This window comes from Salinigranum salinum (assembly GCF_009176545.1).
In the GTDB taxonomy this organism is placed as follows: domain Archaea; phylum Halobacteriota; class Halobacteria; order Halobacteriales; family Haloferacaceae; genus Salinigranum; species Salinigranum salinum.
Genome location: NZ_VTOJ01000001.1, coordinates 384869 through 399356, shown reverse-complemented (window position 1 = coordinate 399356; position 14488 = coordinate 384869). Strand labels below are relative to the sequence as shown.

The 14488-nt window shown below is 68.7% G+C and carries 15 protein-coding genes; 7 read left to right on the top strand and 8 right to left on the bottom strand.

The annotated features are described in order from the left end of the window. Window positions 1–153 precede the first annotated feature (153 nt). Entirely contained in the window at window positions 154–612 is a 459-nt protein-coding gene (gene lrp, locus FZP69_RS01880) for an HTH-type transcriptional regulator Lrp (protein WP_152039697.1), read from the bottom strand. 126 nt (window positions 613–738) lie between these two features. Between lrp and glnA the strand changes: the two genes are divergently transcribed. Continuing rightward, window positions 739–2103, top strand: a complete 1365-nt coding sequence (glnA, locus tag FZP69_RS01875) for a type I glutamate--ammonia ligase (protein ID WP_152039696.1) — start codon at window positions 739–741, stop codon at window positions 2101–2103. A gap of 99 nt (window positions 2104–2202) precedes the next feature. Here the strand turns inward: glnA and FZP69_RS01870 are convergent, their stop codons facing one another. Further along, on the bottom strand, window positions 2203–3114 hold the full coding sequence (locus FZP69_RS01870) for a phosphatase PAP2 family protein (protein WP_192918422.1): 912 nt from the start codon (window positions 3112–3114) through the stop codon (window positions 2203–2205). A 149-nt stretch (window positions 3115–3263) separates the two neighbouring features. Here FZP69_RS01870 and FZP69_RS01865 point away from each other — a divergent pair, with 149 nt between their 5' ends. The 3 genes from FZP69_RS01865 to FZP69_RS01855 all read left to right on the top strand — a co-directional run bounded on the left by FZP69_RS01865 (window position 3264) and on the right by FZP69_RS01855 (window position 5836). Continuing rightward, entirely contained in the window at window positions 3264–3872 is a 609-nt protein-coding gene (locus FZP69_RS01865) for a DUF1326 domain-containing protein (RefSeq protein ID WP_152039694.1), read from the top strand. 4 nt (window positions 3873–3876) lie between these two features. Next, the gene (locus FZP69_RS01860; protein WP_152039693.1) at window positions 3877–4695 is read left to right on the top strand and encodes a DUF2182 domain-containing protein; all 819 of its coding nucleotides are present in this window, start codon (window positions 3877–3879) and stop codon (window positions 4693–4695) included. A gap of 235 nt (window positions 4696–4930) precedes the next feature. Next, the gene (locus FZP69_RS01855; protein WP_152039692.1) at window positions 4931–5836 is read left to right on the top strand and encodes a spondin domain-containing protein; all 906 of its coding nucleotides are present in this window, start codon (window positions 4931–4933) and stop codon (window positions 5834–5836) included. Between the two features lie 123 nt (window positions 5837–5959). Here FZP69_RS01855 and FZP69_RS01850 read toward each other — a convergent pair whose 3' ends face one another. The 4 genes from FZP69_RS01850 to FZP69_RS01835 all read right to left on the bottom strand — a co-directional run bounded on the left by FZP69_RS01850 (window position 5960) and on the right by FZP69_RS01835 (window position 9627). After that, window positions 5960–6274: an EthD family reductase gene (locus FZP69_RS01850; protein ID WP_192918421.1), complete on the bottom strand. Its 315-nt coding sequence runs from the start codon at window positions 6272–6274 to the stop codon at window positions 5960–5962. A 169-nt stretch (window positions 6275–6443) separates the two neighbouring features. After that, complete coding sequence (locus FZP69_RS01845; RefSeq protein ID WP_152039690.1) at window positions 6444–7697, bottom strand: YihY/virulence factor BrkB family protein; 1254 nt, start codon at window positions 7695–7697, stop codon at window positions 6444–6446. Between the two features lie 212 nt (window positions 7698–7909). Next, window positions 7910–9031 (bottom strand): tRNA (guanine(26)-N(2))-dimethyltransferase, encoded by a 1122-nt coding sequence (locus FZP69_RS01840; protein ID WP_152039689.1) that lies wholly within the window; start codon window positions 9029–9031, stop codon window positions 7910–7912. A gap of 98 nt (window positions 9032–9129) precedes the next feature. Then, the gene (locus FZP69_RS01835; RefSeq protein WP_152039688.1) at window positions 9130–9627 is read right to left on the bottom strand and encodes a hypothetical protein; all 498 of its coding nucleotides are present in this window, start codon (window positions 9625–9627) and stop codon (window positions 9130–9132) included. Window positions 9628–9739: 112 nt separating this feature from the next. Here FZP69_RS01835 and FZP69_RS01830 point away from each other — a divergent pair, with 112 nt between their 5' ends. The 3 genes from FZP69_RS01830 to prs all read left to right on the top strand — a co-directional run bounded on the left by FZP69_RS01830 (window position 9740) and on the right by prs (window position 12156). Next, window positions 9740–10189, top strand: coding sequence for a hypothetical protein (locus FZP69_RS01830; protein ID WP_240137422.1), 450 nt, complete (start codon window positions 9740–9742; stop codon window positions 10187–10189). 132 nt (window positions 10190–10321) lie between these two features. Further along, the gene (locus FZP69_RS01825; protein WP_152039687.1) at window positions 10322–11212 is read left to right on the top strand and encodes an HVO_0234 family beta-propeller protein; all 891 of its coding nucleotides are present in this window, start codon (window positions 10322–10324) and stop codon (window positions 11210–11212) included. A gap of 83 nt (window positions 11213–11295) precedes the next feature. After that, the gene (prs, locus tag FZP69_RS01820; protein ID WP_152039686.1) at window positions 11296–12156 is read left to right on the top strand and encodes a ribose-phosphate diphosphokinase; all 861 of its coding nucleotides are present in this window, start codon (window positions 11296–11298) and stop codon (window positions 12154–12156) included. Window positions 12157–12213: 57 nt separating this feature from the next. Here prs and arsN2 read toward each other — a convergent pair whose 3' ends face one another. Continuing rightward, entirely contained in the window at window positions 12214–12660 is a 447-nt protein-coding gene (gene arsN2 / locus FZP69_RS01815) for an arsenic resistance N-acetyltransferase ArsN2 (protein WP_152039685.1), read from the bottom strand. A 113-nt stretch (window positions 12661–12773) separates the two neighbouring features. Beyond that, a complete protein-coding gene (locus FZP69_RS01810; protein ID WP_152039684.1) occupies window positions 12774–14354 on the bottom strand; it encodes a sensor histidine kinase in 1581 nt (526 codons plus the stop codon). Between the last annotated feature and the right edge of the window lie 134 nt (window positions 14355–14488).

Genomic DNA, 14488 nt, shown 5'->3' with positions numbered 1-14488 from the left:
ACGCTGGGACGCGCACGTTCGTGTTCGAGGACGGGTTCGAGGAGCGGAGTCGTCGAGCGTCGACCCGGCGTCCGACGAGTTCTGTCGTCACTGCCTCCCGCTCGGTCGCGCGTGGTTCCGCGATCGATCCGCCAGTGACCGACGACAGCCGCCTCAGTCGTCGATGTCGAGTTCGAACTGCTGGTTCTCGACGACGGCGTTCAGCACGACGGACGTGTTCGACTCGCGGATGTCCACGTCCGTGAGGAGCTCCTTGATCTGTCGGTTCATCCCGTCGGTGTCTTTGAACTTGCCGATGGCGATGATGTCGTAGTCGCCCGTGACCTCGTAGACGGAGATCATCTGCTGTTGGTCCTGGAGTCGCTCGGTGATCTCGGGGAGGGCGCTCCCCTCGACCTTGAGCTGGATGATCGCGGTGACGTCGTAGCCGAGGGCGTCGTAGTTGACGATCGGGGTGTACCCCTCGACGACACCCTCCTCCTCGAGGTCGCGGAGGTGGTTCGAGACGGTCGTCACCGAGACGTCGAGATCCTCGGCGAGACTTCGAAGACTGGCGCGACCGTCGCCGAGGAGTGCGTTGATCAGCTTGGCATCGAGGTTTTCGTACGTCATTACAGTTCAACACACGTCCGGGGGTTTAGAACTTTACGAATGCCCAGTTCAGCACCCACCATTAATCACCTTGCGTTAATCGACAAGATCTTTATACTGGCTGTATTGGCGTAGTGTGTCCAGAAGATGACGGACGAACATACAGCACCAGACGGTGGATTGAGTGGTGAAGCACAGGCAGTCCTCGACGAGATCGACGAGAAAGGTGTCGATTTCCTCAGACTACAGTTCACTGACATCCTCGGAACCGTAAAGAACGTCGCGATCCCGGCTTCGCAGGCGGAGAAGGCCTTCACGGAGGGAATCTACTTCGACGGCTCCTCGATCGAGGGGTTCGTCCGCATCCAGGAGTCGGACATGCGTCTCAAGCCCGATCCCTCGACGTTCGCGGTCCTCCCGTGGCGCGACGGCCGGTCCGCGCGGCTCATGTGCGACGTCATCGACACATCGACCGGCGAACCCTTCACGGGAGACCCGCGCTACGTCCTCAAGCAGGTGCTCGCTCGCGCCGAGGAGATGGGCTACCAGGTCAACGCGGCCCCCGAGCCCGAGTTCTTCCTGTTCGAGGAGGACGAAGACGGCCGCGCGACGACGAACACCGCCGACCACGGCGGCTACTTCGACGTCGCCCCCAAGGACCTCGCGTCGGACGTCCGCCGCGACATCATCTACGGCCTCGAGAGCATGGGCTTCGAGATGGAAGCCAGCCACCACGAGGTCGCCGAGGGTCAGCACGAGATCAACTTCAAGTACGACGACGCGCTCTCGACGGCGGACAACGTCGCCACCTTCCGGATGGTCGTCCGCGCGATCGCAGCCCAGCACGACCTCCACGCGACGTTCATGCCGAAGCCCATCCCACGCATCAACGGCTCCGGGATGCACACGCACATGTCGTTGTTCACGGAGGACGGCGAGAACGCGTTCCACGACGAGAGCGACGAGTTCGACCTGAGTGACACCGCTCACTCGTTCCTCGCGGGCATCCTCGAACACGCCCCGGCGCTCGCCGCCGTCACGAACCCGACGGTCAACAGCTACAAGCGCCTGGTCCCGGGTTACGAGGCACCCGTCTACGTCGCCTGGTCCGACCGGAACCGCTCGGCGCTCATCCGCAAGCCCGCCGCGCGCGTCCCGGCCGCCTCGCGCATCGAAGCGCGCTTCCCCGACCCGTCGTGTAACCCGTACCTCGCGTTCGCCGCGCTCATCCACGCCGGGCTCGACGGCATCGAGCAGGGGCTCGACGCGCCGGATCCGATCCGCGAGAACATCTACGAGTTCGACGAGTCCATGCGCGAGGAGCGCGGCATCACCACGCTCCCGAGCAACCTCGGCGAGGCACTCGACGCACTCGAGGCCGACGAGGTCGTCCAGGAGGCGCTCGGCGCCCACGTCTACGAGAAATTCGTCGAGGCCAAGAGCCACGAGTACGACGAGTTCCGCGTCGACGTCTCGCAGTGGGAGCTCGACCAGTACCTCGAGACGTTCTGACGCTCGCCGACCACGACCGAATTTTTTCGACGGGCTCGTCACCGACAGCCGAAGCCGTGCGATCACACGGGCACTGGCCAGCGGGCCACACGCCGACGACTACACCGAACCGACGACGCGAACGGCCAGCCGCGGCAACGCGAACAGGAGGGCGACGAACACCCCTGCGACCCCCATCGTCAGGAGGCCGGGGGTCGCGGCGGCCTCGGCGATGACGTCGGCAGTGAGCAGTCCACCCAGAACGAGCGGGAGGCCGGCGACAGAGACGGCAGTCCCACTGAGCGGGACGGACGATCTGTGCGTGTCGACGTCGACCGTCGGCTCGGCGACGCGCCACCCCGACCAGCCGCCGAGCGCCGCCCCCGCGGTGAGGAGCGTGTCCGGCGACGCACGGAGCAGGAGGGCGACGAGACCGACGCCCGCGGCGAGAGCGAACACGCGGTCGACGTCCGCGTGTGACACCCGCTCGACCGCGACCCCGCCGACCCCCTGACGTGTGGACCGCGTGAGACGGGGGAGTCGACCGACGCCGACGGCGAGTGCGACGCCGACGACGGCGAGACCGACGCCGACGCCGACGACGACGTCGACGAGGTAGTGGACGCCGATGACGACGCGCGAGGCGGCGACGAGGAGGACGACGGCGGCGGCGACCGCCGTCCAGAGGCGACGGCGACCGACGTCGAGGACCACGGCTGCAGTCCCCCAGACGACCGTCGTCCCGAGCGCGTGGCCGCTCGGGAAGCCGTACCCCTCGGCGGCGGCACCGGGCGGGCGGGGGAGGGCGAAGGCCGCCTTCAGCGCCAGTGTCACACCGAGGGCGAGGAAGGCGGCCGCGAAGACGAGCCCTACTCGCCGCCGGTCGAGGGCGAGACGGTCCGCAACGGCGTAGAGGAGGGCGAGCGCCCCGAGGAGGAGCCACGGGTCGCCGAGCCGGGTGAGGACGCCGAAGAGGTCGACGACGACGGGGGAGAGACCGGAGACGACGGCGAGTTCACCGAGTCCGCGCATACCGGTACGGAGGGTGCACGGGGCATATAAGCCGGTGGGTCGCGCCGATCGACGCAGCCGCGGGGAGTTGTTCTCAGCCGCAAACAAACAGATACAATAATAGTTATGTTTATTAGTTAATATGTCATGGGCTAACATGGTGCAAAAGTATGGAGACCTGGAAACTCAGCGGGGAGTACGCAGAGGCCTGCAACTGCGACGTGGCCTGCCAGTGCATCATGTTAGAGCCGCCGGACGACGATTTCTGTACGGCCGCGCTGGCGTGGAACATCACGAGCGGGAAGTACGGTGACGTGGATCTGAGTGGACGGAAAGCGGCGTTTCTCATCTCCAGCGACGAGGGCGTGTTTTTCGACCCTTCGACGCAGTACGACGTGGTATTGCTCGTCGACGAGGAGGCGAGCGAGGAGGAGCGGGCCGCCCTCGAGGATATCTATCTGGGCCGGACAGGGGGAATCTTCGCCCCCGTGGCCGATACGCACTTCCGGTCGACCGAGGTGGCGACAGGGCCGGTCGAGTTCGAGCGCGACGGCGACACCACCCGCGTGTCGTTCGGCGACGACATCGCCATGGAGGTAGTCGAGAGGGTCGGATTCAACCAGGAAGCGGCGACTATTTCGCCGCACCCGTTCACGTCGAGTGGTGTGATGAATGTCGCCAAGTCGACGAGCGCCACGGTGTCGTACAACGACCGGTTCGACTGGGACCTGGGCGGCAACAACGCCTTCGTCTGTGACTTCGAGCTGACGAACGCCTGAGGCCATGGGGTCGGGAGAAACTGTCGGCAGCAGACGGCGAAGCACGCTCGGCCTCCGCGAGACGCGTCTCGTCGGACTCGTCGTGTACGTGGTCGCCCTGCTTGCCTGGCTCGCGATGATCGGTCAGTTGCTCCCGATGCCCGGCACGAGCGGCGGCATGGGTATGACGATGGACATGGCCGATCCGGGCGTGCCCGAGATGATGGCGACGGGAGCGGGAGTGTCAGGCTGGGTGCTCTACCTCCTCATGTGGGGAGTCATGATGGTCGCGATGATGTACCCGTCGTCGGTTCCGCTGGTGAGGATGTACCACGGCACGCTGGCCGGCCGGGACAGACACGAGCGACTGGCGCGTGTCGGCGCGTTCCTCGGGGCGTACACGCTGCTCTGGACCGGCGTCGGCGTCGTCCCGCTGGTCGTGAACCATTTCACGCCGCTCGCCCGCGTCGCCGGGTCGGGCGTCCTCCTCGGGGGGACGCTCCTCGTGCTCGCGGCGTACCAGCTGTCGCCGTACAAGGACCGCTGTCTCAGCCACTGCCGGACGCCCCTGGGATTCCTGCTGACCCATCACCACCCCGGCGTTCGGGGCGCGGCACGGATGGGTCTCGAACACGGCTGGTTCTGCCTCGGCTGCTGCTGGGCGCTGTTCGCGTTCATGGTCGTCGTTGGGACGATGAACCTCGTCTGGATGGCGGCCATCACCGTCGTGCTCTCGGTTGAGCGGACGGTGTCGTGGGGCGACACGCTCGCGCGCGGTGTCGGTCTCGCCGCAGGCGTCGCCGGCGTCGTCGTGCTCGTCGGTCCGATCGTCGGGATCGTGTAGCTGAATTTCCAACCGGGGACGCCGTCCGGAGTCGGGAGTCGACGACACCGGTTCGTCGGCGGACCGTTGAGCCGACTCGCGTCGGATCGAGTCGAGTCACGTCGAATTTGGGAGAGAGTGAGCCCGAATTCGGCGCACAGTGGCAGAGAGTCGTCCCGGATTCAGTGGACAATATATACGAAGTTTGAAAAATGTTCATTCGGACTGGTGGCGACGGTCGAGACGTGAAACGTCAATGATCGACGACAGTATCAGTACCCCGAGTAGACGGCGGTTCGTACAGATCGGTGGTGGCGTCCTGCTCGCTGGACTGGCTGGCTGTGCCGGACAGGGCGGCAGCGGCGAGGCGACGGCGACCGAGTCGGGGATGGACGACGGTTCGATGACCGAGACGGACATGGACGACGGCATGACCGAGTCGGGCATGGACGACGGCATGACCGAGACGGAGATGGACGACGATTCGATGACCGAGTCGGACATGGACGGCGGGGAGTCGATGGCACAGGAGTTCCGGGTCCGCATCGAGAACGTCTCGACGGGAGACACGCTCCGGACCATGGACGGGAGCGTCGCCGCCCCGCTCTCGCCGGGTGCGTTCGCCGTCCACACCGATCCCGGTGTACTCTTCACGCCCGGCGAACCCGCCAGCGAGGGGCTCGAACGGATCGCCGAGGACGGGATGCCCGCCACGCTCGTCGAGTCGCTCGGCGGGATGGAGATGACCACGACGGGCGACGCGTTCGACACACCGGCAGGGGCGTCATCGGCGGGACCGATCGCGTCCGGCGACGCCTACGAGTTCGAGGTGACGGCCGGACACGACGCGCGGCTGTCGTTCGTCACGATGTTCATCCAGTCGAACGACCTCTTCTACGCGCCCGGTCCCGAGGGGATCGCACTGTTCGACGGCGACGAGCCCGTCGACGGTGACGTGACCGACCAGGTCCAACTGTGGGACGCCGGCACCGAGGTGAACGAGGAGCCGGGGACGGGGCCGAACCAGGCACCGCGGCAGTCGGGGCCCGACACCGGCGAGGACGAGAACGGGACGGTCCGACTCGTCGCCGAGGTCGACGACGGGTTCAGCTACCCCGCGGTCGCGGACGTGGTCTCGGTGACGGTGACGCCGGTGGGCTGACACCGTGGGCTGTCGGCGGTCGGTCCGTGAACGGGTTCGGACCTCGGGGTGTCGACCGTCTCGAACCGGTGACAGCCGACGGTACGAGACGACCGATCCGAACGGGACGTCACCGGCGTCTGTTCACTCGAGGAAGACCTCCTCGTCGGCGACGAACCGCGTGACTGAGTCGGTGTCCGCGAAAGCCGCCAGGTCGTCTCTCACGTCGGTGCTGGTCGCCGAGGCGAACGACTCGTCGAGCGCCTCGGCGCTCTCGTAGTAGAGTTCGGCCTGCGCGTCGTGTGGGCTGTCCTCGGGGACGAGCGGGAACGAGACGGTGTAGCGTTCGAGACCGGGGAGTTGCCGGGCGAGCGGGGCGTGTTCCTCGCGGTAGTAGCGGCGGAACGCCGCGGTCGTGGTGCCCGGTTGCCGGTCCATGGTGACGACGAGCTTGATCATCGGTGTCGCTTCGACGGAGACCGTCATAACGGTGTGGACCCGGAACCCGCCGAGCGTCGCAGCGGCGTGGTGGGGGGTGGACGACGGGGCGACGAGGGGTGGTCTCGTCAGCGGGAAGAGAGTCGGACTCGTCGGCGTGACGACGGTCGGTCTCCTCGTCTCCTCGGAGTCAGCTCCGGCGGTCACGCACCGCGTCGGCGGCCTTGCCGGGGACCGAGAGGACGTTGAAGCCGATACCGACGACGAGGAAGAGCGCGTACAGCCCCAGCGTCGAGAGGAACAGGACGATCATGGCGAGGATGGCCCAGAGCCCGTCGAGGAAGAAGAACGCGCCGAGCGTCATCACCGTGCCGTAGAGGAGCACGAGGTACGGCCCCCAGCCGCGTGCCTTGCCCCGCCGCATCCGCCGACGGACGTACCGTTTCAGCTCGGCCTCGACGTCGGCCTTGGGGAGGGTCCGCTCGTCGACGTCGCGCTCGAAGTCGTCGAGATCGGCCCGGAGCTCCTCGACCCGGTGTTCCAGTTCGGAGATGTCGGGCGCACCGCTCGGTTCGATCGTCTCGCGTCGGTCGGTGTCGGTCTCGCCCTCGCTCATTTCTGTCGATGTGACACGTCGGTCTCCCCGGTGTTGTACCTGCCGGTCCGCGCCGTCTGATTCGGTCCGGCCCCCGGTGACCGCGTTGATCACCGCGCCGGTAAGGATGACGATGCCCGAGAGGTAGAACCACGTCATCAACAGGAGGATCGCCCCGAGCGCGCCGGCGACGCTCCCCCCTGCCGACTGGGCGTACAGCCCGAAACCCGTCGCGATGATCGCCCACCCCAGCGCGGCGAAGACGGTCCCCGGAATCACCTCCCTGACAGAGACGTCGGCGTTGGGGAGGATGTAGTAGAGGGGGAAGAACGCGACGACGAGCGTCGCCAGGAGGACGAACGGGCCGACCAGGCCGACGAGCGGGAGGTCCACGAGCGCGATGAGGCTGCCGACGACGAGGACGCCAGCGACGCCCAGACCGATCGACGCGAGCGCGGCCGCACCGTCTTTCAACTGAGCGACGAGCCCGCGTGCGTCGCCGGGATAGATCCGGCTGAACGCCGTGTCGAGCCCGCGGAACACCTTCAGCGCCCCCCAGACGGTCAACAGCAGGCTCACGACGCCCAGCCCGCCCTGTGACACCCGGTCGCCGAGCGCCTGTGCGACGATCCCCCTGCCCGCAGGGAGGTTCGCGTCGACGAGCGCCAGCACCCGGGTGCTGAACGCCTCGCCACCGACGAGCGCGGCGCCGACGAGCGCCAGCACCAGGAGTGGCACGAGCGAGACGAGGATGTAGTAGGAGATACCCGCAGCGAGGAACGTCACCTCCTTGTCGCGAACCGTATCTACGACGGCCCGCGCGGTCTGCGTCCGAGAGAGCGTTGACATTCGGGCGAGCGTTCAATCCGCCGATACAAGAAGACGACGCCTCCGGTCGACGGCGTCGGATGGTGGCGGGGGCAGGTGGAGAGCCGGGGTCAAGCAGGGAGTCGGGGACAGGTGGGGAGCCAGTGGACAGGGAGGGAGTCGGGAAACAGATGGATGGCCGGGGAGCAGGGAGAGAGTCGGGAAACAGCCGGTGGAGCGTCGCGGGGCAGACGTCAGAACAGTTCCGCCGTCGCCGCGCGAATCTCGGCGACCGACGCGGTGGTCTTCAGCGCCGTGCCGTGGTAGTGTGCGCGCGAGGCCTCGTGGCCGGCGTCGCGGAGCGCGTCGACGAAGTCGTCCATCGCGGGTGCGGGCACCCCCCACTCCTTGCAGAGTTTGTGCTGGTCGAAGTGTGTGGGTGCCTCGACCTCGTCGGCGAGCGTCTCGAGGAGCGACCGCGCGTGCTTCGCCGCGCCCATGTCGTCGGTCACCCGGTCGAGAACGGCGCGGGTGAAGTCGGCGTCGCGGATCGATCCGAGCCAGATCGGCCCGGCCGTCCGGGTCGACGCGCCGCAGTTCGGGCACGCGTCGGGCGGGTGTGCGACGAGGCCCGCTTCGGCGGAGCGGTGGAGGCAGTCGTCGCAGTGGTGGACGTAGCCCAGTTCCTCGAGAGTGGCGTCGGCGCTCGTCGCGCGGTGGTCCAGTTCGAGATACGTCCGCGCGTAGTGGCGCGTGACGTGCGACAGGATCGGGACGGCGGCAGTGTCGTACCGCGCCGCCGTTCGGACGAGTGCCGAGACGAGGACCCGAAGCCCCATCTCGGCGTGGTACTCGGTGTTCTGCGGCACTGTGGCGTACTTTCGGACCCCGGAGTTGCGGTGGGCGCCACAGAGCGGCGCGGTGTCCGTCGCCGTCACGCAGACGAGGTCGCGCGTGTTCGCGAAGGCGCTGTCGACGAACGGGATCGGCGTCCCGAACGGATCGATGTCGACGACGTCGAACGGGCCATCGTCGTGGAGGAGGGCGTTGACGTCCCTGTGGACCGCCCGACCGTCGACGCCGTTGCGCGCGAGGTTCTCCCGCGCGAGGTCGACCGCGTCGGCGTCGACGTCGGCACACGTGACCGCGTACCCCTCGTGGCCGGCGCGCACGCCTCTGATTCCCGAGGCCGCCATCGCGTCGAGGTACGACTCCACACGCGGTTCGCGCTCTTCGAAGGCGCGCAGAACGGCGACGGTGACGTCCCGGTTGAGTTCCTGCGTCGGGTTGAAGAAGACACCGCCGCCGCTGCCTTCCGAGGCGCCGTCGCGTGCCTCGGGCACCTCGACCTCGACGCCGCCCTCGCTGACGAGCATGATCGACCGACCGTGTGCGCGGCCCAAAGCGGTTCTGATACGACCGCGGTACGCGGATCGGAGCGGGTGGTTCGCCGGTCGTCCGTGCGTCCCGGCAGTCACTCAAGCCGTTCGACGATCGACCGAGCGTACACCGGCACGTCCCGCTCGGACATCTGGTCGGCGAGCCGGTAGCGTATCTCGACGGTGCGAGGGGTCGCCGCGACGAGCGCGTCGAACGCCACTGCCGGCGCGGAGACGACCCGTCCCTCACGGTCGAGGATCGTTCGGACCGTCACGACGGCCGCCCGGTCGATGCCGTCGACGTCGGCAGTCACCCCGCCGGAGACCGTCTCGTCGTCGACGTCGAGTTCGGCCGCCGCGTGGGTGGCGGCGGCACGCGCGGCCCCGTGGAGACACCGCGTCTCGGCCCACCGCTCGAACGGGGTCGTCGAGAACCGCGGCACGCGCCCGGACGAGTCGTCCGCCGCGATCCAGCCGGCGACGTACCGGACGGCGCGCTCGTCCGGCAGGTACTCGACGTGCTCGTCGTCTTCGATCGCCTCGACCGCGACGTCGGCGTCGTGCTCCCCGCGGACCGGTCCGTCCGAGTCCATACCAGTCGGCGGCGGCGAACGAGTGTGACAGTTCCGCCCGGGGCTCCGAGACGACGTCGCCGAACCCCCGACGACCGAACGGCTTTTGCCCGCATCGGGCAAACCGCGTGCCGTGACGGACGCCGACGACGACCGCGACCGCGACGGCGGTGGGGACGAACGCGGGAGCGGACGCGGGGACGAGGCCGATCGCGGCGAGGAGAGCGACGCAGTCCCCGACTCCACCGACGGCTGGCGGGCGTCGCTCGCCGCGGCGGGTCGGCTCACGCCCGCCGTCGTCGACGCCATCGTCTCGACACACGGGAGTCGGGGACGGCGGGCCATCGAAGCCGTCTCCGAGGGTCGTGTCAAGCAGTACCGCGACTTCACCGTCGTCGTCGGCTACGACGACGAGTACGTCGTCGAGGACGGCGGCTGCACCTGCAAGGACGCCGAGTACAACCTCTCGCCGGACGATCCCGACCAGCGTTGCTGGCACGCCATCGCGGTCGACGTCGCCGAGGCCCTCGGCGAGGTCGACCACCACGACATGTGGTACTCCGAAGTGAGAGAGTTCCTCTGATCGAAGAGCGGTCGTCGCGGCGGGCCTGACGGACGTCGGTCGACCCCCGAGTGTTCGTCCCCGCGACCGCGAGGACGACGGAGAACCGCCCCGAGCGGAAGCGCTTTCCATCGCGCCGAGCGACGTACGGGTATGACCGACGACGACCTCTCGATCGACGAGAAGCGCGTCTTCTCGTCGAGATCGGGCAAGACCGAGGTGTTCGTCGCGGCGGCCGTCGGCGTGGTCGTCGTCGACGTCTCCGACGACCGCGTCGGCGGGTTCCACGTCGACCACCGCTGTACCGCCCGGGACGTCGCCGGGCGAGATGGCAGGATCGCCGTCGCGACCGACGAGGACGTCTTGCTCGCGCCGGGCTACGAGGCGACCGGCTTCGGGCCCGCGACCGCGGTCGGCCTCGCCGACGACCGGATCGTCGCCGTCGGCGACGACGGTCGCGTCGGGACGCTTCCGTTCGCGTCGGCTCTTGGTACCGACGGTGACGCGGACGTGGAGACGGACGTGGATGCGGACGCAGACACCGGGACTGGGACAGACGCGGACGCCGGCCCGTGGCGGACGGTCGGCCGCGTCGACGGCGCCCGTGGCGTCGACGCCCTGCTCGTCGCGACCGCCGACGGTGTCCGCCGGATCGTGGGGGGCGACCTCCACCCGGCCGGGCTCTCGGACGTCCGCGACGTCGCCGCCGCCGGGCCGTTCGCGGCGACGGGTGAGGGGCTGTTCTACCTCGGGAACGGCTGGATGGAGATCGAAGCCGGCGAGTGGGACGTCGTCGACGCGACCCCCGACCGCGAGCGCGCCCACGCCGCCGGGGTGCCCGGCGTCCGCCGTCGGCAGGCGAGAGACGGCGGGGAGTGGCGCGCCGTCGACCTCCCGCTCGACGGGCCCCCAGTGGGGTTCGCCTACGGCGACGGGTTCGTCTGCACCGTGACCGGCGACGGCACGTTCCTCGTCGACGCCGGCGACGGCCCGCGGACGCAGGCGCTCGGCCTCCGCGGGGTCGGCGGCATCGCGGTCCCCTGACGGGCGCGGCGGCGACGCGAACCGATCCGGGGCGAAAACGGAGACGAAAACGGGTTTAACCCGGCACTGAGAGACCATCGCACATGATCGTGCCAGGTTCGCGCTCGCAGGCGCTGGCGGCGTCGCTCGCGGCCGCTCTCGACGACAGTCTCGCCGTCCCGGCGTTCGACCGGTTCCCGGACGGTGAGACGTTCGCCGCCGTCCCCGACGCCGTGGACGCCGAGCGTGCGGTGATCGTCGCCGCGACGCCGTCGAACGACGCGTACGTCGAGCTGTTACAGCTACAGGACGCCGTCCGCGAGGCCGGCGTCGACGAGGTGGTGACCGTCCTCGCGTACATGGGGTACGCCCGGCAGGACCGCGCGTTCGAGCCGGGCGATCCGATCTCCGCGCGCGCCGTCGCTCGCGCCGTCTCGACCGGCACCGACCGCGTCGTCCTCGTGAACCCGCACGAGGCGTCGATCGCGGAGTTCTTCGACGTCCCCTGTGACGTGGTCGACGCCGCGAGTCGGCTCGCGGTCCCGCTCGAGGAACTGGAGACGCCGCTCGAAGAGCCGTTGTTCCTCTCGCCCGACGACGGCGCGGTCGACATCGCGACGACGGTCCGCGACGCCTACGGCGGCGGCGACGTCGACTACTTCGAGAAGACGCGTCACTCGGGATCCGAGGTGAGCGTCGAACCCTCCGACGCCGCCGTCGCGGGCCGCGACGTCGTCATCACGGACGACATCATCGCCACGGGGTCGACGATGGCCGAGTCCGTCGCCGTCCTCCGCGAGCGCGACGCGAACCGCATCTTCACCGTCTGCGTCCACCCACTCCTGGCGCGCGCGGCCCGGACACGGCTCGAGGCCGCCGGCGTCGCCCGAGTGTACGGCACCGACACGCTCGAACGCGACGTCAGCGCCGTCAGCGTCGCGCCGACGCTCGTCGGGGTGCTGTGAGCGACTCCGTGGGCGATCCCTGCCCCTCACGCGACGAGAGCCGTCCCGCGGGACAGGTCACAGCTGTTTTCGCATGCAGGTCGCCGTCGTCGGACACAGGTCGGCGAACTGGGTCGTCGACCGGATCGAGGGAGGGGCGTCGGCACGGTCGATCGGCTCGTAGCCGCGAGCGCCGAAGAAGTCGGCGGCGGTCGTCGTGAGCAGGTACAGCGTGTCGATCCCGTCGGCGCACGCCCGTGCCTCCAGCGCCGCACACAGGTCACCTCCGTACCCCTCCCCACGCACCGACGGCTCGACGACGACCGAGCGGAGCAACCCGTCCGTCCCGTGTGGCTCGAGGCCGCCGACGCCGACCCGCTCACTTCCCTCGAAGGCCACGTAGAACGCGTCGGGCGTGGATCGCACGTCCGCCGACGGCAGGCCGTGTTCCGCCAGCAGCGTCTCGACGTCCGAGAGCGCGTCGACGGCGGTCGCGCGACGGAGGCGGAGGGACGTGTCGGGCATACGTCCGGCTACGGGACCGAGCGGTCTAATACCTACCATCCCGACAGTCCGTGGCGCATCCGATCCGCGGCTCGGTCACCCCGACGGCGGTCGCACGACGGGGTCAGCACCGATCACGTTCGTTCGGAGCCAGCGGTCGATCGTCGACCGAGACGGGCCACCTGGGGTGCGACGTGCCGGTACCCCCAGGCCGTGAGTACGCCGAGTGAGCCCCCCCAGACGAGGTGGTTCACGAGCAGCGTGAGCGAGACGTTCGGAACGGGAGCCGGGATTCCGAGCAGTCGCAGCCAGACCGGGGCGACGACGCCGGCTGCGACGAGCCAGATGAAGGCTCCCCAGCCGAGCCCGACGAGCGCGTACGTCGGCGTGTGGTTGCGGTACCGCGTCGGCACCAGCGAGACGAGACCGGCGAAGACGAACGCGAAGACGACGCTGTGGAACTGGTGGGTGTACCAGCCGACGACCTCGTTCTGGATCCCGTAGAACACGCCGATGGCCGCGACGGACCCGCCGAGGAGTTCCGCCGTGACGCCGTAGGCGACGCCCGCGAGCTGCGCCGCCACGAGCGTGACGAACAGGTGTGGGAGGGCCGGTCGAACACCCGTGGCCGGATTGATCGTCCCCAGCCCCGTGTCCTCGACGTCCGTCCGTTGCAGGACGACGCTGATCGTGGTGCCCGACTCCCCCGTGTCGGCGTCGATGCTCCCGCCGTAGCTCTCGACGAGGAAGCGGACGACGTTCAGACCGAACCCAGCGCTGGGGTCGTCGAACTCACCGATGTCGCCGGTTTCGACCAGGGCCTGCTGGGTCTCGGGGAGACCCGGCCCCTCGTCCGTCACGCTCACCCGGACGGCGGTCGCCGTCGCCGACACCGACACTTCGACCGCCGGCTCGGACGCCGGCGTGTGGACGACGGCGTTCTCCAGCAGGTGGACGAACACCTGTTCCAGCCGTTCGTTCGCCCGCACCGTCACCGCCTCTGCGGTGGTGTCGATCGAGATACGGGCGGTCGGGTGCCGGTTCCGCACCGCCTCGACGCTCTCCGAGAGACACCGATCGAGATCGACCGAGCCCCCCGATGCGGGTCCCCGGCCCGCGCTCCGAGTCAGGTACTTCACCTCCTCGATGGTCCGTTCGATCGTCGCCGACCGCTCTTCGATCACCCGTTCGGCGGCGGGGTCCTCGTCGACGTCGAGCGTGGCGTACCCCCGGATGACGGTGACGGCGTTGAGCACCTCGTGGCGGAGGAGCCGGTTGAGCACTTCGAGCCGGTAGGTCTGTTGGAGCAGTTCACCACGCTGTCGTCGCGTGCGCGACGCGTACAGTCCCGTGAGCGTCCCGCCGACGCTCCCACCGATGAGGAAGTTCGAGAAGTACGCCCGGGAGCTGAGCGACGCGAGCGTCGGGAGGTCGCCCGTCGTCGACCCCAGCAGCGTGAGAACGACGAGCACGAGCATCGTGCCGGCACCGACGACACACCAGAGCGCCGTGGTCCGGACCAGCGACGCGTCGACGTCGGCGACGGTCAGCGCCACACCGAACGCCGCCAACCCGAGTCCGAGCGCCAGCGGGACGACGCCGGCCAGGTAGAAGCGGACCGGGTCGTCGTACAGCGCGAGCGTGACGGTAAAGCGTGTGAGGAAGAACCCGACACCGGCGATGACGAGGCCACTGTAGTTCACTCGCGTGGCCATCTGCCCTGTTCGAGACGAGAGACGGGAATAAATCTTCGGCGCTGGATATCACGAATTGAAATCGGGTTTCGAAGGGATGGATTTGCCCACCTGACGGGGCGAGCGGTCGATTCTCGCGTCTCGTCGTGGCGATC

What these genes read in the sequence shown, in the direction of transcription:
- lrp (WP_152039697.1), bottom strand. Translation starts at nt 612, where the DNA reads ATGACGTACGAAAACCTCGATGCCAAGCTGATCAACGCACTCCTCGGC.
- glnA (WP_152039696.1), top strand. Translation starts at nt 739, where the DNA reads ATGACGGACGAACATACAGCACCAGACGGTGGATTGAGTGGTGAAGCA.
- FZP69_RS01870 (WP_192918422.1), bottom strand. Translation starts at nt 3,114, where the DNA reads ATGCGCGGACTCGGTGAACTCGCCGTCGTCTCCGGTCTCTCCCCCGTC.
- FZP69_RS01865 (WP_152039694.1), top strand. Translation starts at nt 3,264, where the DNA reads ATGGAGACCTGGAAACTCAGCGGGGAGTACGCAGAGGCCTGCAACTGC.
- FZP69_RS01860 (WP_152039693.1), top strand. Translation starts at nt 3,877, where the DNA reads ATGGGGTCGGGAGAAACTGTCGGCAGCAGACGGCGAAGCACGCTCGGC.
- FZP69_RS01855 (WP_152039692.1), top strand. Translation starts at nt 4,931, where the DNA reads ATGATCGACGACAGTATCAGTACCCCGAGTAGACGGCGGTTCGTACAG.
- FZP69_RS01850 (WP_192918421.1), bottom strand. Translation starts at nt 6,274, where the DNA reads ATGATCAAGCTCGTCGTCACCATGGACCGGCAACCGGGCACCACGACC.
- FZP69_RS01845 (WP_152039690.1), bottom strand. Translation starts at nt 7,697, where the DNA reads ATGTCAACGCTCTCTCGGACGCAGACCGCGCGGGCCGTCGTAGATACG.
- FZP69_RS01840 (WP_152039689.1), bottom strand. Translation starts at nt 9,031, where the DNA reads ATGCTCGTCAGCGAGGGCGGCGTCGAGGTCGAGGTGCCCGAGGCACGC.
- FZP69_RS01835 (WP_152039688.1), bottom strand. Translation starts at nt 9,627, where the DNA reads ATGGACTCGGACGGACCGGTCCGCGGGGAGCACGACGCCGACGTCGCG.
- FZP69_RS01825 (WP_152039687.1), top strand. Translation starts at nt 10,322, where the DNA reads ATGACCGACGACGACCTCTCGATCGACGAGAAGCGCGTCTTCTCGTCG.
- prs (WP_152039686.1), top strand. Translation starts at nt 11,296, where the DNA reads ATGATCGTGCCAGGTTCGCGCTCGCAGGCGCTGGCGGCGTCGCTCGCG.
- arsN2 (WP_152039685.1), bottom strand. Translation starts at nt 12,660, where the DNA reads ATGCCCGACACGTCCCTCCGCCTCCGTCGCGCGACCGCCGTCGACGCG.
- FZP69_RS01810 (WP_152039684.1), bottom strand. Translation starts at nt 14,354, where the DNA reads ATGGCCACGCGAGTGAACTACAGTGGCCTCGTCATCGCCGGTGTCGGG.